Here is a 23,023-nt window from a genome sequence, read left to right on the forward strand (position 1 = left end):
ATGAATCAATTTACTTTCAGTTAATCACACTAGCAAATCCCAGATTAATAAGATATTTAAACCATTTTTATGGTTATTTATTAGTGATATCAACTTGAGGTAAGCGTTGGTTTAGATAAGATGAACTGAGTTACTAATAGTCGAGGCAGATAATACAGTGTACCGATCTGTCTCTTTATCTACGCTAAATTGAAAGCTGGATTAAGAGGAACCAAAATGTCTGAACAAGAAACACAGGGAGCCAATGAGGCTATTGATTTTAACGATGAAATGAGAAATCGTCGCGAAAAACTGGCAGCGCTGCGTCAGCAAGGCGTGGCGTTTCCCAATGATTTTCGCCGCGACCATACTTCTGACCAGTTGCACGAAGAGTTTGATGCGAAGGATAACCAGGAACTGGAATCCTTAAACATTGAAGTCTCGATTGCTGGCCGAATGATGACCCGTCGAATCATGGGGAAAGCCTCCTTTGTAACATTGCAGGATGTCGGTGGCCGTATTCAACTGTACGTTGCACGAGATAGCCTGCCAGAAGGTGTTTATAACGATCAGTTTAAAAAATGGGACCTGGGTGACATTATCGGTGCCCGCGGTACGCTGTTTAAGACGCAAACTGGTGAGCTTTCCATTCACTGTACTGAGTTACGCCTGCTGACTAAAGCACTACGTCCTTTACCAGATAAATTCCATGGTCTGCAGGATCAGGAAGTCCGTTATCGTCAACGTTATCTGGACCTCATCGCTAACGATAAATCCCGTCAAACGTTTGTTGTCCGTTCAAAAATTCTGGCCGCTATCCGCCAGTTCATGGTCGCACGCGGCTTTATGGAAGTAGAAACCCCGATGATGCAGGTAATTCCAGGTGGGGCATCTGCTCGCCCGTTTATTACCCATCATAATGCTCTGGATTTAGATATGTATCTGCGTATCGCGCCGGAGCTGTATCTGAAACGTCTGGTTGTAGGTGGTTTTGAACGGGTATTCGAAATCAACCGTAACTTCCGTAATGAAGGTATTTCTGTTCGTCATAATCCTGAGTTCACGATGATGGAACTCTACATGGCGTATGCGGATTACCACGATTTGATTGAACTGACAGAGTCACTGTTCCGCACCCTGGCACAAGAGGTACTGGGTACCACTAAAGTCACTTATGGCGAGCATGTGTTTGATTTCGGCAAACCGTTTGAAAAACTCACCATGCGCGAAGCAATCAAAAAATATCGTCCAGAAACCGATATGGCCGACCTGGATAATTTTGATGCCGCTAAAGCATTAGCTGAATCTATCGGTATTACAGTAGAGAAAAGCTGGGGGCTGGGACGTATTGTCACCGAAATCTTTGATGAAGTTGCAGAAGCACATCTGATTCAGCCAACCTTTATTACTGAGTATCCGGCAGAAGTGTCACCGCTGGCGCGCCGTAATGATGTTAACCCGGAAATCACCGACCGTTTTGAATTCTTCATCGGTGGTCGTGAAATCGGTAATGGTTTTAGCGAATTAAACGACGCAGAAGATCAGGCTGAACGTTTCCAGGAACAGGTTAACGCCAAAGCTGCAGGTGACGACGAAGCGATGTTCTACGACGAAGATTACGTGACTGCGCTGGAATATGGTCTGCCGCCAACCGCAGGTCTGGGAATTGGTATCGACCGAATGATTATGCTGTTTACTAACAGTCATACTATTCGCGACGTTATTCTCTTCCCGGCGATGCGTCCACAGAAATAAGTTTCACTTTAATGAACGAAGCAGCCAGGCGACTGCTTCGTTCGTCGTTCCGCAAATCAAGTTTTGAGGAGAGACGCTTCGTTTCAAGATAACCAGCGGATCCACTCAACCACAGCTCCTAAAAGAGAGAAAAAAGTAATGCCACAGGCAGACTCATTGGCCAGGTTATTCCTACCAGGAATGCACTAAGTAAACGAATATGTGTTTTCTCATGTGAGATAAACCAGATAATGACAAAGGATATGTTCACACCAATCACATAAAAAATTAATATTTTATAGAATAGTGTCATTTTGAATATCTTCTTATCCCTTCCATCTATTTGTAAAACTGACGGAAATAGTCATCAACTATCATAATGTTGAGGTCAAAATCAATATCTGGCAAGTCTAAGCATTTGATCCTGATTAAATCTTCAATTTCACTTGCGGCTAATGATGTCGTTATTGCGAAAGAATTCTCATTCAATTGTCGTGGTATTCCATATTCATCAGCCACTATAGAGGAGAAGTTCATATCATGCATCAATGATCTTAACCTTAAGAAAACTGAGGAATAAGATGATGGATAATCAAAAGAAACGACATAAGTATTGAACTTTTTTTTACCTTCCATAATAAGACTCCTATCAATATTAAATGCCCTGGGTATGCAAAGTTTATTAACCCCGATTGATGATTCTCATATAGGAGATATTCTTTTTTTTTTGCTCACTAAAGGGGATGACTTGGGACAAGAAAACGCTCTCTCTGACCATTCTTTGTGCATCCCCCGACCCTTCAGATACTCCCCTGCATCGCATTACGCAGAGCATGAAAAATATCGTTACTCATCAACTGCGAATATCATCATACTCACGCGTTTTATCAAATTCGTGTTTCGCAAATGGGCACAGTGGGATAATTTTTCGTTTTTCCCGACGCATTTTTTCCACGACTTTCGCAACCAACTGTTTACCAATCCCTTGCCCTTTCAGGCTTTCATCAACATCGGTATGTTCGATAATCGCTAAATTCTCTCCAGTCGGCACAAAGACAATTTCAGCGATTTGCTTACCCTGTTCGTCATTGATGTAAAATTTATTGTGACCTTCACGTATTTCCATTTTTCCCTCGCTTATTTATGACGGTATTTCAGTGCGCCGCTCGGGCACGTATCAATCACTTTCACTACAGTGGCGACGTCCACTTCATCCGGCATGATCCACGGCTTACGTTTGAGATTAAATAACTTGCCGTTGCCACGTACGCAATTGCCAGAATGCTGACATATTGCAGTGTTGAAATAGACATCGATCTTTTCGCCGGTATAGCAGCGATAACCACCGTCCAGTAGATCCTGATCCATGACCTTCCCTCTCTCATCAGTATGGTTTTCGCAATAAGCATAGCCCGGAATCTTCATACAGCACCGGCAGTTTCAGTTTCCAGAGTCTCTCCCCCTATATAGCCAATTATTCTTACTCCCTTTGAATTACCTGCCTCATCAGAGATAATGCTTAAGAAATTTGTCACACAAGGAAGCTGATGAGACATCCATTGCCCTACCGCAAGTTACGCAAACGTCCGATGAAATTGAGTACCACAGTGATCTTAATGGTCAGCGCGGTGCTGTTCTCGGTGCTGTTGGTGGTGCATCTGATTTACTTCTCGCAAATCAGTAATATGACGCGTGACGGACTGGCCAACAAGGCGCTGGCGGTAGCGCGTACCCTTGCCGATTCGCCGGAAATCCGTCAGGGCTTGCAGAAAAAACCGCAGGGGGGCGGGATCCAGGCCATCGCGGAAGCCGTGCGCAAACGTAACGATCTGCTATTTATTGTCGTTACCGATATGCAAAGTCTTCGCTACTCGCATCCTGAAGCCCAGCGTATTGGTCAGCCATTTAAAGGTGATGACATCCTTAAAGCGCTGAATGGCGAAGAAAATGTCGCTATCAATCGCGGTTTTCTGGCGCAGGCTTTACGCGTATTTACCCCCATCTATGATGAGAATAATAAACAGATTGGCGTGGTGGCGATCGGCCTTGAATTAAGCCGCGTGACCCAACAAATCAATGACAGTCGCTGGAGCATTATCTGGTCGGTGTTATTTGGCATGCTGGTCGGCCTCATCGGCACCTGCATTCTGGTTAAGGTGCTGAAAAAAATCCTTTTCGGCCTGGAACCCTACGAAATATCCACACTGTTCGAGCAACGCCAGGCCATGTTGCAGTCTATCAAAGAAGGCGTCGTTGCCGTGGACGATCGCGGCGAAGTCACGCTGATCAACGATGCCGCACAAGAATTGCTGAATTACCGTAAGTCGCAGGACGATGAGAAACTGTCGACGCTAAGCCACTCGTGGTCACAGGTAGTAGATGTCTCGGAAGTGTTACGCGACGGTACGCCGCGCCGCGACGAAGAGATTACCGTCAAAGATCGGCTATTACTGATCAACACCGTTCCGGTGCGCAGTAATGGCGTTATCATCGGTGCCATTTCAACCTTCAGGGATAAAACTGAAGTACGTAAACTGATGCAGCGACTGGATGGTCTAGTCAACTATGCTGACGCACTTCGTGAACGATCCCACGAATTTATGAATAAATTGCACGTGATTCTCGGATTATTGCATCTGAAGAGTTATAAGCAGTTGGAAGATTACATTCTCAAAACAGCCAATAACTATCAGGAAGAGATTGGCTCTCTGTTGGGCAAGATCAAATCGCCGGTTATCGCTGGTTTTTTAATCAGCAAGATTAACCGCGCGACCGATTTAGGCCATACGCTGATTTTAAACAGCGAAAGCCAGTTGCCCGACAGCGGCAGTGAAGACCAGGTCGCGACGCTGATTACCACGTTGGGAAATCTGATAGAAAACGCGCTGGAGGCATTAGGGCCGGAAGCTGGAGGCGAAATTAGCGTAACATTGCACTACCGTCACGGCTGGCTGCACTGTGAAGTTAACGATGATGGACCGGGGATCGCACCCGACAAAATCGATCACATTTTTGACAAAGGTGTCTCGACAAAAGGAAGCGAACGAGGCGTCGGTTTAGCTCTTGTCAAACAACAGGTAGAAAATCTCGACGGCAGTATCGCCGTAGAATCGGAACCCGGGATTTTCACACAATTTTTTGTCCAGATACCCTGGGACGGGGAGAAGTCGAGCAAATGATCAATGTATTAATTATCGATGACGACGCAATGGTGGCGGAGCTGAATCGCCGATACGTGGCGCAGATCCCGGGCTTTCAATGCTGCGGAACGGCCTCGACACTGGAAAAAGCCAAAGAGATAATTTTCAACAGCGACACGTCTATTGACCTGATATTGCTCGATATCTATATGCAGAAGGAGAACGGGCTCGATTTACTTCCGGTACTGCATAACGCTCGCTGCAAAAGCGATGTGATAGTCATCTCTTCCGCCGCCGATGCCGCGACGATTAAAGATTCGCTGCATTACGGCGTTGTTGATTACCTGATAAAACCCTTCCAGGCATCACGCTTTGAAGAGGCACTCACCGGCTGGCGACAAAAGAAAATGGCGCTGGAAAAACATCAGTATTATGACCAGGCCGAGCTGGATCAGCTAATCCACGGCAGCAGCGCCAACGAGCAGGATCCTCGTCGCTTGCCAAAAGGCTTAACGCCGCAGACGTTACGCACGCTGTGCCAGTGGATTGACGCGCATCAGGACTATGAGTTTTCAACCGACGAGTTGGCCAACGAGGTGAACATCTCGCGCGTTTCCTGCCGCAAGTACCTGATCTGGCTGGTCAACTGCCACATCTTATTTACCAGCATCCATTATGGCGTCACGGGTCGTCCGGTTTACCGTTACCGTATTCAAGCGGAACATTACTCCTTGCTGAAACAATATTGCCAATAACGCACCATTGGTTATCCGCAAGTAACAATTATTGCAGTAATGCAAAAGAGCACTGGCACAAGTTACATCGTCCATCAGTAAAACTTGTGCCAGATCAAATATAATTATCCCCTTCTCATTTCATCGATTTAATATTCTTTAGGATAAATAGTGTTTTTAATTTCAAAACGCTAACAAAAGTTAATTAACTATTATGTCACCCGCATTATGTGTATTTTTACCCATAAATGGGTAGATCAGAATAATCTATAACCGTCATTAGAACAAAAAATATACCAATAAATATCAATAAGATAGTAGAAAACAAACTATTAACATCTGCGCAGCACAAACTATAACCCCATCGCCAGAGAGTATTTTTCTCTGAAAAAGTCGCTTATCACAGTGTATTAATTTATTGCTGCCTGAATCAGCCAATATTCACTGTGAAGTAATTACTCAGGCCAGTAACGACCAAAAGGATATTAGTCAGGCTCTGAAAAAAGTTCATACAAACAGAACGAGACTGCGTTCTATTCAGTAGAAATTTAAATGGGATTATCGCGAGGGTTCACAAATGTTATTTACTATCCAACTTATCATAATATTGATATGTCTGTTCTATGGCGCCAGAAAGGGCGGTATCGCGCTAGGTTTATTAGGCGGTATCGGCCTCGTCATTCTGGTATTCGTCTTCCATCTTCAGCCAGGTAAACCACCGGTTGATGTTATGCTGGTTATCATCGCGGTGGTGGCGGCATCGGCCACGTTGCAAGCCTCGGGCGGCCTTGACGTCATGCTGCAAATTGCCGAGAAACTGCTGCGCCGCAATCCGAAATATGTCTCCATTGTCGCGCCGTTTGTTACCTGTACGCTGACCATTCTTTGCGGTACAGGTCACGTGGTTTACACCATCCTGCCAATCATCTACGACGTGGCAATTAAGAACAATATCCGTCCGGAACGTCCGATGGCGGCAAGTTCTATCGGTGCACAGATGGGGATTATCGCCAGTCCGGTGTCGGTTGCGGTAGTGTCACTGGTCGCGATGCTGGGTAACGTTACCTTTGATGGTCGTCACCTTGAGTTCCTCGACCTGCTGGCAATCACCATTCCATCGACGTTACTCGGTATCCTGGCGATCGGTATCTTCAGCTGGTTCCGCGGTAAAGATCTGGATAAAGACGAAGAGTTCCAGAAATTCATCTCCGTACCGGAAAACCGTGAGTACGTTTACGGTGACACCGCGACGCTGCTGGATAAAAAACTGCCGAAAAGCAACTGGCTGGCAATGTGGATCTTCCTCGGGGCAATTGCCGTGGTCGCACTTCTCGGTGCTGATTCGGACCTGCGTCCGTCCTTCGGCGGCAAACCGCTGTCGATGGTCTTGGTTATTCAGATGTTTATGCTGCTGACCGGGGCGCTGATTATTATCCTGACCAAAACCAATCCCGCGTCTATCTCAAAAAACGAAGTCTTCCGTTCCGGTATGATCGCCATCGTGGCGGTGTACGGTATCGCATGGATGGCAGAAACCATGTTCGGTGCGCATATGTCTGAAATTCAGGGCGTACTGGGCGAAATGGTGAAAGAGTATCCGTGGGCCTATGCCATTGTTCTGCTGCTGGTTTCCAAGTTTGTAAACTCCCAGGCCGCGGCGCTGGCGGCGATTGTTCCTGTCGCACTGGCGATTGGCGTTGACCCGGCTTACATCGTGGCTTCAGCACCGGCTTGCTACGGTTATTATATCCTGCCGACCTATCCGAGCGATCTGGCAGCGATTCAGTTTGACCGTTCCGGCACCACCCACATCGGTCGCTTCGTCATCAACCACAGCTTTATTCTGCCAGGGTTGATTGGCGTGAGCGTATCTTGCGTCTTTGGCTGGATCTTCGCCGCGATGTACGGGTTCTTATAAATGCACTTTGCGTGCCGCCCGTCGCTGTGCGGCACGCCATTTTCGTATAACAAATACAGAGTTACAGGCTGGAAGCTATGTCAAACAAACCATTTATCTACCAGGCGCCTTTCCCGATGGGGAAAGACAACACCGAATACTATCTGCTCACTTCCGATTACGTTAGCGTTGCCGAATTCAACGGCGAAACCATCCTGAAAGTGGAACCAGAAGCCCTGACCCTGCTGGCGCAGCAAGCCTTCCACGACGCCTCTTTTATGCTCCGCCCGGCACACCAGAAACAGGTTGCTTCTATTCTTCACGACCCAGAAGCCAGCGAGAACGATAAGTACGTGGCGCTGCAATTCTTGAGAAACTCCGAAATCGCCGCCAAAGGCGTGCTGCCGACCTGCCAGGATACTGGCACCGCGATCATTGTTGGTAAAAAAGGTCAGCGCGTATGGACCGGCGGTGGTGATGAAGAAGCGCTGTCGAAAGGCGTCTATAACACCTATATCGAAGATAACCTGCGCTATTCACAGAACGCGCCGCTGGACATGTACAAAGAGGTCAACACTGGCACTAACCTGCCTGCGCAAATCGACCTGTACGCGGTAGATGGCGATGAATATAAATTCCTCTGCGTCGCCAAAGGCGGCGGTTCTGCCAACAAAACGTATCTCTATCAGGAAACTAAAGCCCTGCTGACTCCGGGTAAACTGAAAAACTTCCTCGTCGAGAAAATGCGCACCCTCGGGACCGCAGCCTGCCCGCCGTACCATATCGCGTTTGTGATTGGCGGCACGTCTGCGGAAACCAACCTGAAAACCGTCAAGTTAGCAAGCGCTCACTATTACGATGAACTGCCGACCGAAGGGAACGAACACGGTCAGGCGTTCCGCGATGTCCAGCTGGAACAGGAACTGCTGGAAGAAGCCCAGAAACTCGGCCTCGGCGCGCAATTTGGCGGTAAATATTTTGCTCACGATATCCGCGTAATCCGCCTGCCGCGTCACGGCGCTTCCTGCCCGGTCGGTATGGGCGTGTCCTGTTCCGCTGACCGTAACATCAAAGCGAAAATTAACCGCGAAGGTATCTGGATCGAAAAACTGGAACACAACCCAGGCCAGTACATTCCGGAAGAACTGCGCCAGGCGGGTGAAGGCGAAGCGGTGAAAGTTGACCTCAACCGCCCAATGAAAGAGATCCTCGCCCAGCTTTCGCAATATCCGGTTTCCACTCGTTTGTCGCTCACCGGCACCATTATCGTGGGTCGCGATATTGCACACGCCAAGCTGAAAGAGCTGATTGACGCCGGTAAAGAACTACCGCAGTACATCAAAGATCACCCGATCTACTACGCGGGTCCGGCGAAAACCCCTGCCGGTTATCCTTCTGGTTCACTTGGCCCAACCACCGCAGGTCGTATGGACTCCTACGTGGATCTGCTGCAATCCCACGGCGGCAGCATGATCATGCTGGCGAAAGGTAACCGCAGTCAGCAGGTTACCGACGCGTGTCATAAACACGGCGGCTTCTACCTCGGTAGCATCGGCGGTCCGGCAGCGGTACTGGCACAGCAGAGCATCAAGCATCTGGAATGCGTTGCTTATCCGGAGCTGGGTATGGAAGCAATCTGGAAAATCGAAGTAGAAGATTTCCCGGCGTTTATCCTGGTCGATGACAAAGGCAACGACTTCTTCCAGCAGATCGTCAACAAACAGTGCGCGAACTGCACTAAGTAACCTCTTCGGCCCAGCGCCTGGCAGCATGCTGCCAGGTGATCCCCCTGGGCCACCTCTTTTGCGATTGTAATTTCACGCTTGCTGGTGAATAGTCAGTATTTTCCCTGACTTGCGAACTCACCATGACCCGCACACTCAAGCCGTTAATTCTTAACATCGGCGCACTGGCGCTAACGTTAATCCTGATTTATACCGGCATTTCGGCCCATGACAAACTCACCTGGCTGATGGAAGTAACACCGGTGATTATTGTCGTGCCGCTACTGCTTGCCACCGCCAGACGTTACCCGTTAACGCCGCTGCTCTATACGCTCATTTTCTTTCACGCCATCATCCTGATGGTCGGCGGGCAGTACACCTACGCGAAAGTTCCCATCGGTTTTGAGGTGCAGGAATGGTTAGGGTTGAGCCGTAATCCGTATGACAAGCTGGGGCATTTTTTCCAGGGGCTGGTGCCTGCACTGGTGGCACGAGAAATTCTCGTGCGCGGAATGTACGTTCGTGGACGGAAAATGGTGGCGTTCCTGGTCTGCTGCGTAGCGCTGGCAATAAGCGCCATGTATGAGTTGATCGAGTGGTGGGCGGCGCTGGCGATGGGCCAGGGAGCGGAGGATTTTCTCGGTACGCAAGGCGAGTGGGACACGCAATCCGATATGTTCTGTGCGTTGCTTGGCGCATTAACGACAGTGATATTGCTCACTCGCCTTCACTGTCGCCAGTTACGGCGCTATGGCTTAATCACCAGAGCGCCGGAAGCGATTACACCTTAGCGGTGCAACCAGCCAGGTAGCCAGTCGCCGTGAGTGGTAATCAGGTCGTCAACCAGGGCATAAATTTCGTCAATGCCCAGCACGGCGGCGGTGTGCGGGTCCATCATTGCGGCGTGGTAAACACGGTCACGATTTTCGGTGAGAATGGCTTCGGTCAGCAGCGTCTGTACGTTGATGTTGGTTTGCATCAGGGCGGCCAGATGCGAAGGCAGTGCACCAACTTTGGTTGGCTGAATACCATTGGCGTCAACCAGACAGGCCACTTCCACGCAGCATCCTTGTGGCAGGTTATCAATCAAACCATCGTTACGGACATTGCCGTAAATCACACTCGGCTCACCGGTCCAGATAGCGTTCATAATCGTGCTGGCATATTCCCGCGACGGTTTAATATCAATCCGGGAGGCGTTCTTATACTCCTCCAGCTCTTTATGCCAGTTCGCCAACTGTTCAACACAGCGTTTCGGGTACTCATCCAGCGGCACTTTATAACGCTCAATCAAATCCTCGCGACCTGGCTTAATAAACCACGGCGTATATTCGGCAAAATGTTCTGACGACTCCGTGACGAAGTAGCCCAGCTTTTTGAACATTTCATAGCGCACAATATTCTGGCAACGAGTATTGCCATGAATATTCGGTTTCGGTGCCTGGCCTGCGTCATACGCTGCCAGCAGTTCCGGGTAGAGATTCACGTAACTGCCGTCTGCGGTTTTGCGCTCCAGCTCCAGGTAGAACGCCATATGGTTGATACCAGCGCAACGATAACGCAGCGTGGACGGATCGATATTCAGGTCGCGGGCCAGCTCTTCCGCCGTTCCCTGCACCGAGTGGCATAGCCCCACCTGTTTGATATTCGGATAGCGGGCATACATCGCCCAGGTATTCATCGCCATCGGGTTAACGTAATTGAGCATGGTGGCATCGGGGCAAACTTCCGTCATGTCCTCGCAAATCTGCCACAAGTGCGGAATGGTACGTAGCGCACGCATAATGCCGCCAGGCCCCAACGTATCGGCAATGGTTTGTTCCAGACCGTGGCGCTTACAGACCTCAAAATCAGTCACTGTGCAGGGTTCATAACCGCCAATCTGAAACGCCACCACCACAAAATCGGCGCCCTGTAAGGCTTCTTTCTGTTCGCTATGGCAGGTGATTTTGCCGCTGGCTCCTGCTGAATCCATCAGCTTGCGCACCACGATGTGCGACTCTTCCAGCCGTGTGGGATCGATGTCCATCAGAGCGATATGCGCCGTTTTCAGTGCCTCACGGTGAAACACATCACCAAGAATATTTTTAACGAAAATTGTCGAACCAGCGCCGATAAATGTAATTTTGGGTGCAGACATCATTCAGATCTCCAGGCTTGCTTGAATGTCTTCATCATGGCAGGCGATACCACAGAAAACCTCCGGCTTCCCCGTCGAGCATTCCCATAAACTCAGATTCTGAGTGAAGCATCAGTAAATCTGAGTTTATGAGAATAAATTAGCTAAAAAGCAGAGATTTCAGCCTCCTTATGCTCGGGCGCTCCCCGCGTCCCTCTGGGAAGAGGGTGAAAACCGTGCTCCCATTCGCAGTCATCCTCCCCCACTCATGTCATAATTCTGATAATCCAGGAAAGAGAGCCATCCATGAATACTGATAACTTTATGTGTAGCAGCGATGAAAAGCAGACCCGCAGCCCGCTATCACTGTATTCAGAATATCAGCGAATGGAGATTGAGTTTCGCGCACCGCATATCATGCCCACCAGCCACTGGCATGGTCAGGTCGAAGTGAATGTGCCTTTCGATGGCGATGTGGAATACCTGATCAACAATGAAAAAGTGAAGATCAACCAGGGGCATATCACGCTGTTCTGGGCCTGTACGCCACATCAGCTAACAGATACCGGAACCTGTCAGAGCATGGCAATTTTTAATCTGCCGATGCATCTGTTTCTCTCCTGGCCGCTGGATAAAGACCTTATAAACCACGTCACTCACGGTATGGTGATCAAATCACTGGCGTCACAGCAGCTTAGTCCGTTTGAAGTGCGTCGCTGGCAGCAGGAGCTCAACAGCCCAAACGAGCAAATTCGCCAACTCGCTATTGATGAAATTGGCCTGATGCTCAAGCGATTTAGCCTCTCTGGCTGGGAGCCGGTTCTGGTCAATAAAACCTCGCGTACGCACAAAAACAGCGTCTCGCGTCATGCACAGTTTTATGTCAGCCAGATGTTGGGCTTTATTGCAGAAAACTATGATCAAGCGCTAACCATCAACGACGTGGCCGAGCACGTCAAACTTAACGCCAACTATGCGATGGGGATCTTCCAGCGGGTCATGCAATTGACGATGAAACAGTACATTACGGCGATGCGCATCAACCACGTTCGCGCATTACTGAGCGATACCGATAAAAGTATTCTCGATATTGCCCTGACAGCAGGCTTTCGTTCGAGCAGTCGCTTTTACAGCACGTTCGGCAAATATGTCGGCATGTCGCCGCAAAAATACCGCAAACTTAGCCAACAACACCGCCAGACGCTTCCCGGATAAAGATGATATCAGTATCAGCCAAAAAAATAGTTTAGCTGTCGATAATAAGCAGTGAAAACAACTTTAGAAATCAATGTAATTGTTTGTTTATAAAAATAAAAAAACAAAAGCGACTGTTTTTTACTCGCTTTACAGCCTGAAATACCCAGAAGATACTTGCCCGCAACGAAGATTCCTTCATAACCGGGTAAGCAATGATGAAAGTATTAATTGTTGAAAGCGAGTTTCTCCATCAGGACACCTGGGTCGGTAACGCCGTTGAGCGTCTGGCGAATGCCTTAAGCCAGCAAAATGTCACTGTCATTAAATCAACCTCATTTGATGACGGCTTTGCCATTCTCTCTTCAAATGAGGCCATTGATTGTCTGATGTTCAGCTATCAAATGGAACATCCGGACGAACATCAAAACGTCAGAGAATTGATCGGTAAGCTTCACGAACGCCAGCAAAATGTGCCGGTCTTCCTGTTGGGCGATCGGGAAAAAGCCCTCGCCGCAATAGATCGCGACCTGCTGGAGCTTGTCGATGAATTCGCCTGGATTCTGGAAGATACCGCCGACTTTATCGCCGGACGCGCCGTTGCCGCGATGACCCGCTATCGTCAGCAACTGTTGCCGCCACTGTTCAGCGCGCTGATGAAATATAGCGACATCCACGAGTATTCCTGGGCCGCACCGGGCCACCAGGGCGGCGTTGGCTTCACCAAAACGCCAGCCGGGCGTTTCTACCATGACTATTATGGTGAAAATCTGTTCCGTACCGACATGGGCATCGAAAGAACTTCCCTCGGTTCTTTACTCGACCATACTGGCGCATTTGGCGAAAGCGAAAAATATGCCGCGCGCGTATTTGGTGCCGATCGCTCCTGGTCGGTCGTCGTCGGGACTTCCGGCTCTAACCGCACTATCATGCAGGCTTGCATGACCGATAACGATGTGGTGGTCGTTGACCGTAACTGCCACAAATCCATCGAACAAGGCTTAATGCTGACTGGCGCGAAACCGGTCTACATGGTGCCAAGCCGCAACCGCTACGGCATTATCGGGCCAATCTACCCGCAGGAAATGCAGCCTGAAACTTTACAGAAGAAAATCAGCGAAAGCCCGCTGACCAAAGATAAAGTTGGGCAAAAACCCTCTTACTGCGTGGTAACCAACTGCACCTACGACGGCGTATGCTACAACGCCAAAGAAGCACAGGATCTGTTAGAAAAAACCTCCGATCGTCTGCACTTCGACGAAGCCTGGTACGGCTATGCGCGCTTTAATCCGATCTATGCCGATCACTATGCCATGCGCGGTGAACCGGGCGATCATAACGGCCCAACCGTTTTTGCTACCCACTCCACTCACAAACTGCTGAATGCGCTGTCGCAGGCGTCTTACATTCATGTGCGTGAAGGTCGTGGAGCGATTAACTTCTCCCGCTTTAATCAGGCATACATGATGCATGCCACCACTTCCCCGTTGTATGCCATCTGCGCATCAAACGATGTGGCAGTATCGATGATGGACGGCAACAGCGGCCTGTCGCTGACGCAGGAAGTTATCGACGAAGCGGTCGATTTCCGTCAGGCAATGGCGCGGTTGTATAAAGAATTTACCGACGAAGGAAACTGGTTCTTTAAACCGTGGAATAAAGAAGTGGTTACCGACCCGGAAACTGGCAAAACCTATGACTTTGCCGACGCGCCGAGCAAACTGCTGACCACCGTTCAGGACTGCTGGGTAATGCACCCAGGCGAAAGCTGGCACGGCTTTAAAGATATCCCGGACAACTGGAGCATGCTCGACCCGATTAAAGTCAGCATCCTCGCACCGGGGATGGGAGAAGACGGCGAACTGGAAGAGACTGGCGTACCTGCCGCACTGGTCACCGCCTGGCTTGGTCGTCACGGCATTGTGCCAACCCGCACCACTGACTTCCAGATTATGTTCCTGTTCTCTATGGGCGTAACCCGAGGGAAATGGGGAACTCTGGTTAACACACTTTGCTCTTTCAAACGCCACTACGATGCTAATACACCGCTGGCGCAGGTGATGCCAGAACTTGCTGAACAATATCCTGACACTTACGCGAATATGGGTATTCACGATCTGGGTGACAAAATGTTTGCCTGGCTGAAAGAAAACAACCCAGGCGCACGGTTGAACGAAGCCTATTCTGGCCTGCCGGTGGCTGAAATCACCCCGCGTGAAGCCTACAACGCGATTGTCGATAACAACGTCGAACTGGTATCCATTGAAAACCTGCCGGGACGTATTGCGGCGAACTCTGTCATCCCGTATCCGCCAGGAATCCCAATGCTGCTCTCTGGCGAAAACTTCGGCGATAAAAACAGTCCGCAGGTAAGCTATTTACGCTCACTACAATCCTGGGATCATCATTTCCCTGGTTTCGAACACGAAACTGAAGGTACCGAAATTATTGACGGTATTTACCACGTGATGTGTGTGAAAGCGTAACCACTATTCCGCTGAAGGCGTAATTGTTTAAATAACATTACGCCGCCTGGCCTGAGGCCTTTTGAGTATGGCAACGTTTTCATAAAAATTGCTGCAAACAAAAATGTCATACTTTTTGCGCGGCCCCACCCCGCGCTTTTTTTTGCCTGTTATTTACACTTTTTCAGCATGTAAAATTTTTTGTACATGAGAAATTACTATAAAAATTTGTAATATTAGTAAAACACGTTATTTTTATGCATGTTTTGATTCGTCATACAATTATATAACCATTTCCCCGTATCGCTCTTCCTGGCGAAAACGGGTCTTTTATTTGCATTCAGGAGCACATGTATGAGGATTTGCAGCGACCAACCTTGTATTGTTTTATTGACTGAAAAAGATGTCTGGTTAAGGGTGAATGGGAAAGAACCTATAAGCCTGAAGGCTAACCACATGGCGTTATTAAGTTGTGAAAATAATATTATTGATGTCTCCTCACTTAATAACACTTTGGTTGCGCATATTAGTCATAACATCATCAAAGATTACCTCCGTTTTCTGAATAAAGATCTCTCAAAAATACCCGTCTGGCAACGAAGCGCCACCCCAGTTCTGGCCTTACCATGCCTGACACTGGACCTCTTTCGCGTCGCTGCTCAACATAGCATGATGCCCGCTGAAACAGAGTCAGAAAAAGAGCGCACTCGTGCATTATTATTCACTGTGCTATCACGCTTTCTCGACAGTAAAAAATTCCTTTCTCTTATGATGTATATGTTACGTAATTGTGTAAGTGATAGCGTTTATCAAATAATTGAAAGCGATATTCATAAAGACTGGAATCTTAGTATGGTAGCCAGCTGTTTATGTCTAAGCCCCAGCCTGTTAAAGAAAAAACTGAAAAGTGAAAACACCAGTTATAGCCAAATAATCACCACCTGCCGTATGCGTTATGCCGTAAATGAATTAATGATGGACGGCAAAAATATCTCACAGGTATCACAATCCTGCGGCTACAACAGCACTTCCTATTTTATATCTGTATTTAAAGACTTCTATGGTATGACGCCTCTCCATTATGTTAGCCAGCACAGAGAACGTTCTGTCGCCTGATTTATAACCTGAACGAAGAGCTATATTAATAACAGCATCAGCGATAACCCGGTTGAGGATAATTCAACGCGCGAGTGTAGGCGTATGATATGACGTAATTTATTGTCACGAAGCTCGCCTTCGCAGGAGTTTAATTATGTCTTCGGATGCTGACGCTCACAAAGTGGGCTTAATCCCCGTCACCCTGATGGTGTCGGGGAATATTATGGGGTCAGGTGTTTTTCTGTTACCTGCAAACCTAGCCTCGACAGGCGGGATAGCCATATATGGTTGGTTGGTGACGATTATCGGTGCGCTGGCTTTGTCGATGGTCTACGCCAAAATGTCTTTCCTTGATCCCAGCCCTGGCGGTTCATATGCCTACGCGCGCCGCTGCTTTGGCCCTTTCCTCGGGTATCAAACAAACGTTCTCTACTGGCTGGCCTGCTGGATCGGCAATATTGCCATGGTGGTCATTGGCGTGGGGTATTTAAGCTACTTCTTCCCTATCCTCAAAGATCCGTTGGTATTAACCATCACCTGTGTGGTGGTGCTGTGGATCTTCGTTCTGCTTAATATCGTCGGTCCAAAAATGATCACCCGCGTGCAGGCTGTCGCCACTGTGCTGGCGCTGATCCCCATTGTCGGGATTGCAGTATTCGGCTGGTTCTGGTTCCACAGTGAAACGTATATGGCAGCCTGGAACGTGAGTGGTCAGGGTACTTTCGGTGCGATTCAAAGTACCTTAAACGTCACGTTGTGGTCGTTTATCGGGGTAGAAAGTGCTTCCGTTGCGGCGGGCGTAGTGAAAAACCCGAAACGCAACGTGCCTATCGCCACCATTGGCGGGGTGTTGATTGCCGCCGTCTGCTATGTACTCTCGACCACGGCAATTATGGGGATGATCCCTAATGCCGCGCTGCGCGTTTCCGCCTCACCTTTTGGCGATGCAGCGCGGATGGCGCTGGGTGATACCGCTGGGGCCATTGTCTCCTTCTGCGCAGCGGCAGGTTGCTTAGGCTCGCTGGGCGGCTGGACACTACTGGCCGGGCAAACGGCGAAAGCGGCTGCCGATGACGGCCTGTTCCCCCCCATTTTTGCCCGCGTTAACAAAGCGGGTACTCCGGTTGCCGGGTTGATTATCGTTGGTATTCTGATGACTATCTTCCAGTTCAGTAGCATCTCGCCAAACGCCACCAAAGAGTTTGGTCTGGTGTCCTCCGTATCGGTAATCTTTACCCTCGTGCCTTATCTTTACACCTGTGCCGCTTTACTGCTTTTAGGTCACGGTCACTTTGGCAAAACGCGTCCGGCGTATGTGACCATCACGACTATCGCCTTCCTTTACTGTATCTGGGCGGTGGTCGGTTCTGGCGCAAAAGAGGTCATGTGGTCATTCGTCACTCTGATGGTGATCACAGCCATGTACACGCTGAACTACAACCGGATGCATAAAAACCCCTATCCTTTAGATGCACCGACCAGTAAAGATTAAGTCCCCCTTAATCCAGCAAACGCATAAGCCAACCTTAAGAACTTAAGGTTGGCTTAACTTTGCTTTGCGAACATATGCGCACTTTGTTCGATGGAAACACCGTGATGTTGAAGCGCCTTCTAAAAAGACCCTCTTTGAATTTACTCGCCTGGCTATTGCTGGCTGCTTTTTATATCTCTATCTGCCTGAATATTGCCTTTTTTAAACAGGTATTACAGGCGTTACCGCTGGATTCACTGCATAACGTACTGGTTTTCTTATCAATGCCAGTCGTCGCGTTTAGTGTGATGAATATTGTTCTGACACTAGGCTCTTTCTTATGGCTTAATCGCCCGCTGGCGTGCCTGTTTATTCTGGTCGGCGCGTCGGCGCAATATTTCATCATGACCTATGGCATCGTCATCGACCGCTCGATGATTGCCAATATTATTGATACCACTCCGGCAGAAAGTTATGCGCTGATGACACCACAAATGTTATTAACGCTGGGGTTAAGCGGCGTACTTGCGGCGCTGATAGCCTGCTGGATTAAAATTAAACCCGCCAACTCGCGCCTGCGCAGTGTTCTTTTCCGTGGGGCTAATATCCTGATTTCTGTGCTGCTGATTCTGCTGGTCGCCGCGCTGTTTTATAAAGACTACGCCTCGCTGTTTCGCAACAACAAAGAGCTGGTGAAATCCTTAAGCCCCTCTAACAGCATTGTTGCCAGCTGGTCATGGTATTCTCATCAACGACTGGCGAATCTGCCGCTGGTACGCATTGGTGAGGATGCTCGCCGCAACCCGTTAATGCAAAATGGAGATCGGAAAAACCTGACCATTTTGATCGTCGGTGAAACTTCACGGGCGGAAAACTTCTCGCTCAACGGCTACCCGCGTGAAACTAACCCGCGGCTGGCGAAAGATAACGTGGTCTATTTCCCAAATACTGCGTCTTGCGGCACAGCAACGGCTGTTTCTGTACCGTGCATGTTCTCGGATATGCCGCGCGAGCATTACAAAGAAGAGCTGGCACAACACCAGGAAGGCGTGCTGGATATCATTCAGCGGGCGGGTATCAACGTGCTTTGGAATGACAACGATGGCGGCTGCAAAGGCGTCTGCGACCGCGTGCCTCACCAGAACGTCACTGCGCTGAACTTGCCTGGTCAGTGCATCAACGGCGAATGCTATGACGAAGTGCTGTTCCACGGGCTGGAAGAGTACATCAATAATCTGCAGGGAGATGGCGTGATTGTATTACACACCATCGGCAGCCACGGCCCGACCTATTACAACCGTTATCCGCCGCAGTTCAGGAAATTTACCCCTACTTGCGACACCAACGAGATCCAAACCTGCTCGAAAGAACAACTGGTGAACACTTACGACAACACGCTGGTCTACGTCGACTATATTGTTGATAAAGCGATTAATCTGCTGAAAGAACATCAGGATAAATTTACCACCAGCCTGGTTTATCTTTCTGATCACGGTGAATCGTTAGGTGAAAATGGCATCTATCTGCACGGCCTGCCTTATGCCATCGCCCCGGATAGCCAAAAACAGGTGCCAATGCTGCTGTGGCTGTCGGAGGATTATCAAAAGCGGTATCAGGTTGACCAGAATTGCCTGCAAAAACAGGCGCAAACGCAGCACTATTCACAAGACAATTTATTCTCAACGCTGTTGGGATTAACCGGTGTTGAGACGAAGTATTACCAGGCTGCGGATGATATTCTGCAAACTTGCAGGAGAACGACTGAATGAAAATTCTAATTGTTGAAGACGATACACTGTTATTGCAGGGATTGATTCTGGCGGCGCAAACGGAAGGCTACGCCTGTGATGGCGTCACAACCGCACGGATGGCGGAACAAAGCCTGGAAGCTGGTCATTACAGTCTGGTGGTGCTGGATTTAGGTTTACCTGACGAAGACGGGCTGCATTTTCTCGCCCGCATCCGGCAGAAAAAATACACCCTGCCGGTGCTGATCCTCACCGCCCGCGACACTCTGACCGACAAAATCGCTGGGCTGGATGTCGGGGCTGACGACTATCTGGTGAAGCCTTTTGCGCTGGAAGAGTTACACGCCCGCATTCGCGCCCTGCTGCGACGCCATAATAATCAGGGCGAAAGCGAGTTGATTGTTGGCAACCTGACGCTGAATATGGGTCGCCGTCAGGTATGGATGGGCGGTGAAGAACTGATTCTGACGCCGAAAGAATATGCTCTGCTGTCACGGTTGATGCTCAAGGCAGGCAGCCCCGTGCATCGGGAAATTCTCTACAACGACATCTATAACTGGGACAACGAACCCTCGACTAACACCCTGGAAGTACATATCCACAACCTGCGCGATAAAGTGGGTAAGTCGCGCATCCGTACCGTACGCGGTTTTGGCTATATGCTGGTCGTAAATGAGGAGAACTAATTGAATCTGATGCGTTTTCTGCGTCGTCCAATATCGCTACGCCAGCGGCTAATATTGACCATCGGGGCCATTTTGCTGGTGTTTGAGCTGATCAGCGTCTTCTGGCTATGGCATGAAAGTACCGAGCAGATTCAGCTATTTGAGCAGGCGTTACGCGACAATCGCAACAACGATCGCCACATCATGCGTGAGATCCGCGAGGCGGTCGCCAGCCTGATTGTCCCCGGCGTGTTTATGGTCAGCCTGACGCTATTTATCTGCTATCAAGCGGTACGGCGCATCACCCGTCCGCTGGCGGAGTTGCAAAAAGAGCTGGAAGCGCGCACCGCCGACAACTTAACGCCCATTGCCATTCACAGTGCCACCCTCGAAATCGAATCGGTGGTTTCGGCTTTGAACGATCTGGTATCTCGCCTGACCAGCACGCTGGATAACGAACGCTTGTTTACCGCTGACGTCGCTCACGAACTGCGAACGCCGCTGGCGGGGGTACGTTTGCATCTGGAGTTGCTGGCGAAAACGCATCACATTGATGTAGCGCCGTTAGTGGCGCGGCTTGATCAGATGATGGAGAGCGTCTCCCAGTTGTTACAACTGGCGCGTGCGGGTCAGTCATTTTCATCCGGTAATTATCAGCATGTAAAACTGCTGGAAGATGTGATTCTGCCCTCGTATGACGAGTTAAGTACCATGCTCGACCAGCGTCAGCAAACCTTGCTGTTGCCAGAGAGCGCCGCCGACATCACCGTTCAGGGTGATGCAACCCTGCTGCGGATGTTATTGCGAAACCTGGTAGAAAACGCCCATCGTTACAGCCCACAAGGCAGCAACATTATGATTAAGCTGCAAGAAGATGGCGGTGCGGTAATGGCGGTTGAAGATGAAGGGCCAGGTATTGATGAGAGTAAATGCGGGGAGTTAAGCAAAGCGTTTGTACGAATGGACAGCCGTTATGGAGGAATTGGTCTGGGATTAAGTATTGTCAGCCGCATCACGCAGTTGCATCACGGGCAGTTTTTCCTGCAAAACCGGGAAGAAACCTCCGGCACGCGTGCCTGGGTACGGCTGAAGAAAGATCAGTACGTGGCAAACCAGATATAGAGAAAGCTGCTGACTACCAGCACGCTGAACACGGTAGTTAAACGTTCATAAATACGGTTTTTCATTGCACTCTCCTCCGTTAACCTGGAGGAGAGTATGCGCGCCAGAGATTAAGTGAACCTTAAGAGTTCGGTTGTAGGCCTGATAAGACAGCGTCGCATCAGGCCATCCATTTCAGATTACTCATCAATACGCGGATGTTGCTGCACCAGGCGAGAACGTTTCGCCTGCAAATCGGCAATCTCGTGGTCAATATCCTCGATTTTTTGCTCAATATTATCGTAATGCTCAACAAGAATTTCCTTCGCTTCCTGTAAATCTGACGCCGCTGGCGTCGCACCTTTCAATGGCTGATTCGCCGTCTCTTTCATGGTTACGCCGGTGATTAAACCAACCACCGCCACGACCATCAGGTAATAGGCAGGCATCATCAGATTCTGCGAGCTTTCGACCAGCCAGGCCGCCAGTGTTGGCGTCAGACCAGCAATCAGCACCGAAATATTAAATGCCGCCGCCAGTGCACTGTAACGGATATGCGTCGGGAACATCGCTGGCAGCGTTGAGGCCATAACACCCGTAAAGCAGTTAAGGATCACTGCCAGCATCAACAACCCGGCGAAAATCAGGCCGATGATATTACTGTTAATCAGGATGAACGCCGGGATCGCCAGCGCAAACAGCGCAACACTGCCGAGGATCACAAACGGACGACGGCCAAAACGGTCACTAAGCAGCCCCATCACCGGTTGCACAAACAGCATACCAATCATAATGGCGATAATAATCAGCACTCCGTGGTCTTCGGAGTAGTGCAGGTTATGCGACAAATAACTCGGCATATAGGTCAGCAGCATGTAGTAAGTGACGTTGGTGGCAATCACCAGGCCAATACACGTCAACAGACTGCGCCAGTGTTTGGTAGCAATCTCTTTAAACGAGACTTTCGGACCATCCTGCAGACCTTCCCGGTCGCCCTGCTCCAGTTTCTCAACATGTTGCTGGAAAGCCGGCGTCTCTTCCAGCGCATGGCGCAAGTAAAGCCCGATAATCCCTAAAGGCAGAGCGATAAAGAACGGAATACGCCAGCCCCAGTCGAGGAAGTTTTCTTCACCGACGATGGTCGAAATTAACACCACCACGCCCGCACCCAGCACAAACCCGGCAATAGAGCCGAAATCCAGCCAACTGCCCATAAAGCCGCGTTTACGGTCAGGGGAGTATTCCGCAACAAATATCGACGCCCCGGTATATTCGCCCCCTACCGAGAATCCTTGCGCCATCTTACAGATCAACAACAGAATCGGTGCCCAAATACCAATAGAGGCGTAGGACGGTATTAAGCCAATACAGAACGTACTGATCGACATAATCACAATGGTGATCGCAAGGATCTTCTGGCGACCATATTTATCGCCCAACATACCGAAGAAGAGCCCGCCAAGCGGTCGAATCAGAAAGGGAACGGAGAAGGTGGCAAGTGCAGCAACCATCTGCACGCTGGGGTCAGCCCCCGGGAAAAAGACCTTACCTAATGCGTAGGCAACAAAACCATAAACACCAAAATCGAACCATTCCATTGCATTACCCAGCGATGCTGCGGTAATGGCTTTGCGCAGTTTACCGTCATCAATAATAGTGACGTCACGAAGGGTAATCGGTTTTACTTTTTTCCTTTTCAGCATAGCTTTCCTCGCAGAGTAAGCCCATTTCCGCACACGTCAGGCAAATAACATGGCGCCCGCAAAAGGGAAGCGGGAATTGCAGGGTGCAATCTCTGTAACAAGCGTAGCGGGTTTACTTACACGTTCCGATTAAGAATTGTACAACCAAACCAGTTGACGCCTGAATTGGGCAGTTAATGACCTTTTTACCCTACCAGCGTTTAAATTTGTGATCAACTTCACACATGGATTTCGTTAAACACCCATCAATG

General features: G+C 49.3%; 20 protein-coding genes. 13 read left to right on the top strand and 7 right to left on the bottom strand.

Annotated elements, in window-relative coordinates; translation table 11 throughout:
* Positions 1-216 precede the first annotated feature (216 nt).
* Positions 217-1,734, top strand: coding sequence for a lysine--tRNA ligase (gene lysS, locus AACS80_RS04810; protein WP_130205933.1), 1,518 nt, complete (start codon positions 217-219; stop codon positions 1,732-1,734).
* Between the two features lie 118 nt (positions 1,735-1,852).
* Here the strand turns inward: lysS and ghoT are convergent, their stop codons facing one another.
* The 4 genes from ghoT to yjdI form a co-directional block, all read right to left on the bottom strand.
* Positions 1,853-2,026 (bottom strand): type V toxin-antitoxin system toxin GhoT, encoded by a 174-nt coding sequence (gene ghoT / locus AACS80_RS04815; RefSeq protein ID WP_130205931.1) that lies wholly within the window; start codon positions 2,024-2,026, stop codon positions 1,853-1,855.
* 26 nt (positions 2,027-2,052) lie between these two features.
* Complete coding sequence (gene ghoS / locus AACS80_RS04820; RefSeq protein WP_130205929.1) at positions 2,053-2,349, bottom strand: type V toxin-antitoxin system endoribonuclease antitoxin GhoS; 297 nt, start codon at positions 2,347-2,349, stop codon at positions 2,053-2,055.
* Between the two features lie 217 nt (positions 2,350-2,566).
* Complete coding sequence (locus AACS80_RS04825) at positions 2,567-2,839, bottom strand: GNAT family N-acetyltransferase (protein WP_000405647.1); 273 nt, start codon at positions 2,837-2,839, stop codon at positions 2,567-2,569.
* Positions 2,840-2,850: 11 nt separating this feature from the next.
* Entirely contained in the window at positions 2,851-3,081 is a 231-nt protein-coding gene (gene yjdI / locus AACS80_RS04830; RefSeq protein ID WP_130205927.1) for a 4Fe-4S mono-cluster protein YjdI, read from the bottom strand.
* 179 nt (positions 3,082-3,260) lie between these two features.
* On the opposite strand from yjdI, the gene AACS80_RS04835 reads away from it, so the two are divergent.
* From AACS80_RS04835 to AACS80_RS04855, 5 genes are all read left to right on the top strand, one after another.
* The gene (locus AACS80_RS04835; protein WP_135410856.1) at positions 3,261-4,892 is read left to right on the top strand and encodes a sensor histidine kinase; all 1,632 of its coding nucleotides are present in this window, start codon (positions 3,261-3,263) and stop codon (positions 4,890-4,892) included.
* Positions 4,889-5,608 (top strand): two-component system response regulator DcuR, encoded by a 720-nt coding sequence (gene dcuR, locus AACS80_RS04840; protein ID WP_130205923.1) that lies wholly within the window; start codon positions 4,889-4,891, stop codon positions 5,606-5,608. Before AACS80_RS04835 ends, dcuR begins: the two co-directional genes overlap by 4 nt.
* A gap of 556 nt (positions 5,609-6,164) precedes the next feature.
* Positions 6,165-7,505, top strand: coding sequence for an anaerobic C4-dicarboxylate transporter DcuB (gene dcuB / locus AACS80_RS04845; RefSeq protein WP_000899528.1), 1,341 nt, complete (start codon positions 6,165-6,167; stop codon positions 7,503-7,505).
* 77 nt (positions 7,506-7,582) lie between these two features.
* Positions 7,583-9,229, top strand: coding sequence for a class I fumarate hydratase (gene fumB / locus AACS80_RS04850; RefSeq protein ID WP_130205921.1), 1,647 nt, complete (start codon positions 7,583-7,585; stop codon positions 9,227-9,229).
* 122 nt (positions 9,230-9,351) lie between these two features.
* A complete protein-coding gene (locus AACS80_RS04855; protein ID WP_135410855.1) occupies positions 9,352-9,999 on the top strand; it encodes a DUF2238 domain-containing protein in 648 nt (215 codons plus the stop codon).
* Here the strand turns inward: AACS80_RS04855 and melA are convergent.
* Positions 9,996-11,351 carry an alpha-galactosidase gene (gene melA / locus AACS80_RS04860; RefSeq protein WP_135410854.1) on the bottom strand — a complete coding sequence of 452 codons (1,356 nt, stop codon included), beginning with the start codon at positions 11,349-11,351 and terminating at the stop codon, positions 9,996-9,998. The two genes, AACS80_RS04855 and melA, sit on opposite strands and share 4 nt — an antisense overlap.
* Positions 11,352-11,633: 282 nt before the next feature.
* Between melA and melR the strand changes: the two genes are divergently transcribed.
* The 7 genes from melR (at position 11,634) to pmrB (ending at position 21,090) form a co-directional block, all read left to right on the top strand.
* A complete protein-coding gene (melR, locus tag AACS80_RS04865) occupies positions 11,634-12,542 on the top strand; it encodes a transcriptional regulator MelR (RefSeq protein ID WP_130205915.1) in 909 nt (302 codons plus the stop codon).
* A gap of 197 nt (positions 12,543-12,739) precedes the next feature.
* The gene (adiA, locus tag AACS80_RS04870; RefSeq protein ID WP_135408864.1) at positions 12,740-15,007 is read left to right on the top strand and encodes an arginine decarboxylase; all 2,268 of its coding nucleotides are present in this window, start codon (positions 12,740-12,742) and stop codon (positions 15,005-15,007) included.
* Positions 15,008-15,340: 333 nt separating this feature from the next.
* Positions 15,341-16,102, top strand: coding sequence for a DNA-binding transcriptional activator AdiY (adiY, locus tag AACS80_RS04875; protein ID WP_130221796.1), 762 nt, complete (start codon positions 15,341-15,343; stop codon positions 16,100-16,102).
* A gap of 136 nt (positions 16,103-16,238) precedes the next feature.
* Positions 16,239-17,576 (top strand): arginine/agmatine antiporter, encoded by a 1,338-nt coding sequence (gene adiC / locus AACS80_RS04880; RefSeq protein ID WP_130259497.1) that lies wholly within the window; start codon positions 16,239-16,241, stop codon positions 17,574-17,576.
* Positions 17,577-17,680: 104 nt separating this feature from the next.
* Positions 17,681-19,324, top strand: a complete 1,644-nt coding sequence (eptA, locus tag AACS80_RS04885; protein WP_135410853.1) for a phosphoethanolamine transferase EptA — start codon at positions 17,681-17,683, stop codon at positions 19,322-19,324.
* The gene (gene basR / locus AACS80_RS04890) at positions 19,321-19,989 is read left to right on the top strand and encodes a two-component system response regulator BasR (RefSeq protein WP_064525700.1); all 669 of its coding nucleotides are present in this window, start codon (positions 19,321-19,323) and stop codon (positions 19,987-19,989) included. Before eptA ends, basR begins: the two co-directional genes overlap by 4 nt.
* Positions 19,990-21,090 (top strand): two-component system sensor histidine kinase PmrB, encoded by a 1,101-nt coding sequence (pmrB, locus tag AACS80_RS04895; protein WP_165383162.1) that lies wholly within the window; start codon positions 19,990-19,992, stop codon positions 21,088-21,090.
* Here the strand turns inward: pmrB and pmrR are convergent.
* Complete coding sequence (gene pmrR, locus AACS80_RS04900) at positions 21,066-21,155, bottom strand: LpxT activity modulator PmrR (protein ID WP_074399408.1); 90 nt, start codon at positions 21,153-21,155, stop codon at positions 21,066-21,068. The two genes, pmrB and pmrR, sit on opposite strands and share 25 nt — an antisense overlap.
* A 114-nt stretch (positions 21,156-21,269) precedes the next feature.
* Positions 21,270-22,772, bottom strand: a complete 1,503-nt coding sequence (gene proP / locus AACS80_RS04905; protein WP_130205905.1) for a glycine betaine/L-proline transporter ProP — start codon at positions 22,770-22,772, stop codon at positions 21,270-21,272.
* Between the last annotated feature and the right edge of the window lie 251 nt (positions 22,773-23,023).

Source organism: Escherichia sp. E4385 (assembly GCF_963883145.1).
Classification (GTDB): Bacteria; Pseudomonadota; Gammaproteobacteria; order Enterobacterales; family Enterobacteriaceae; genus Escherichia.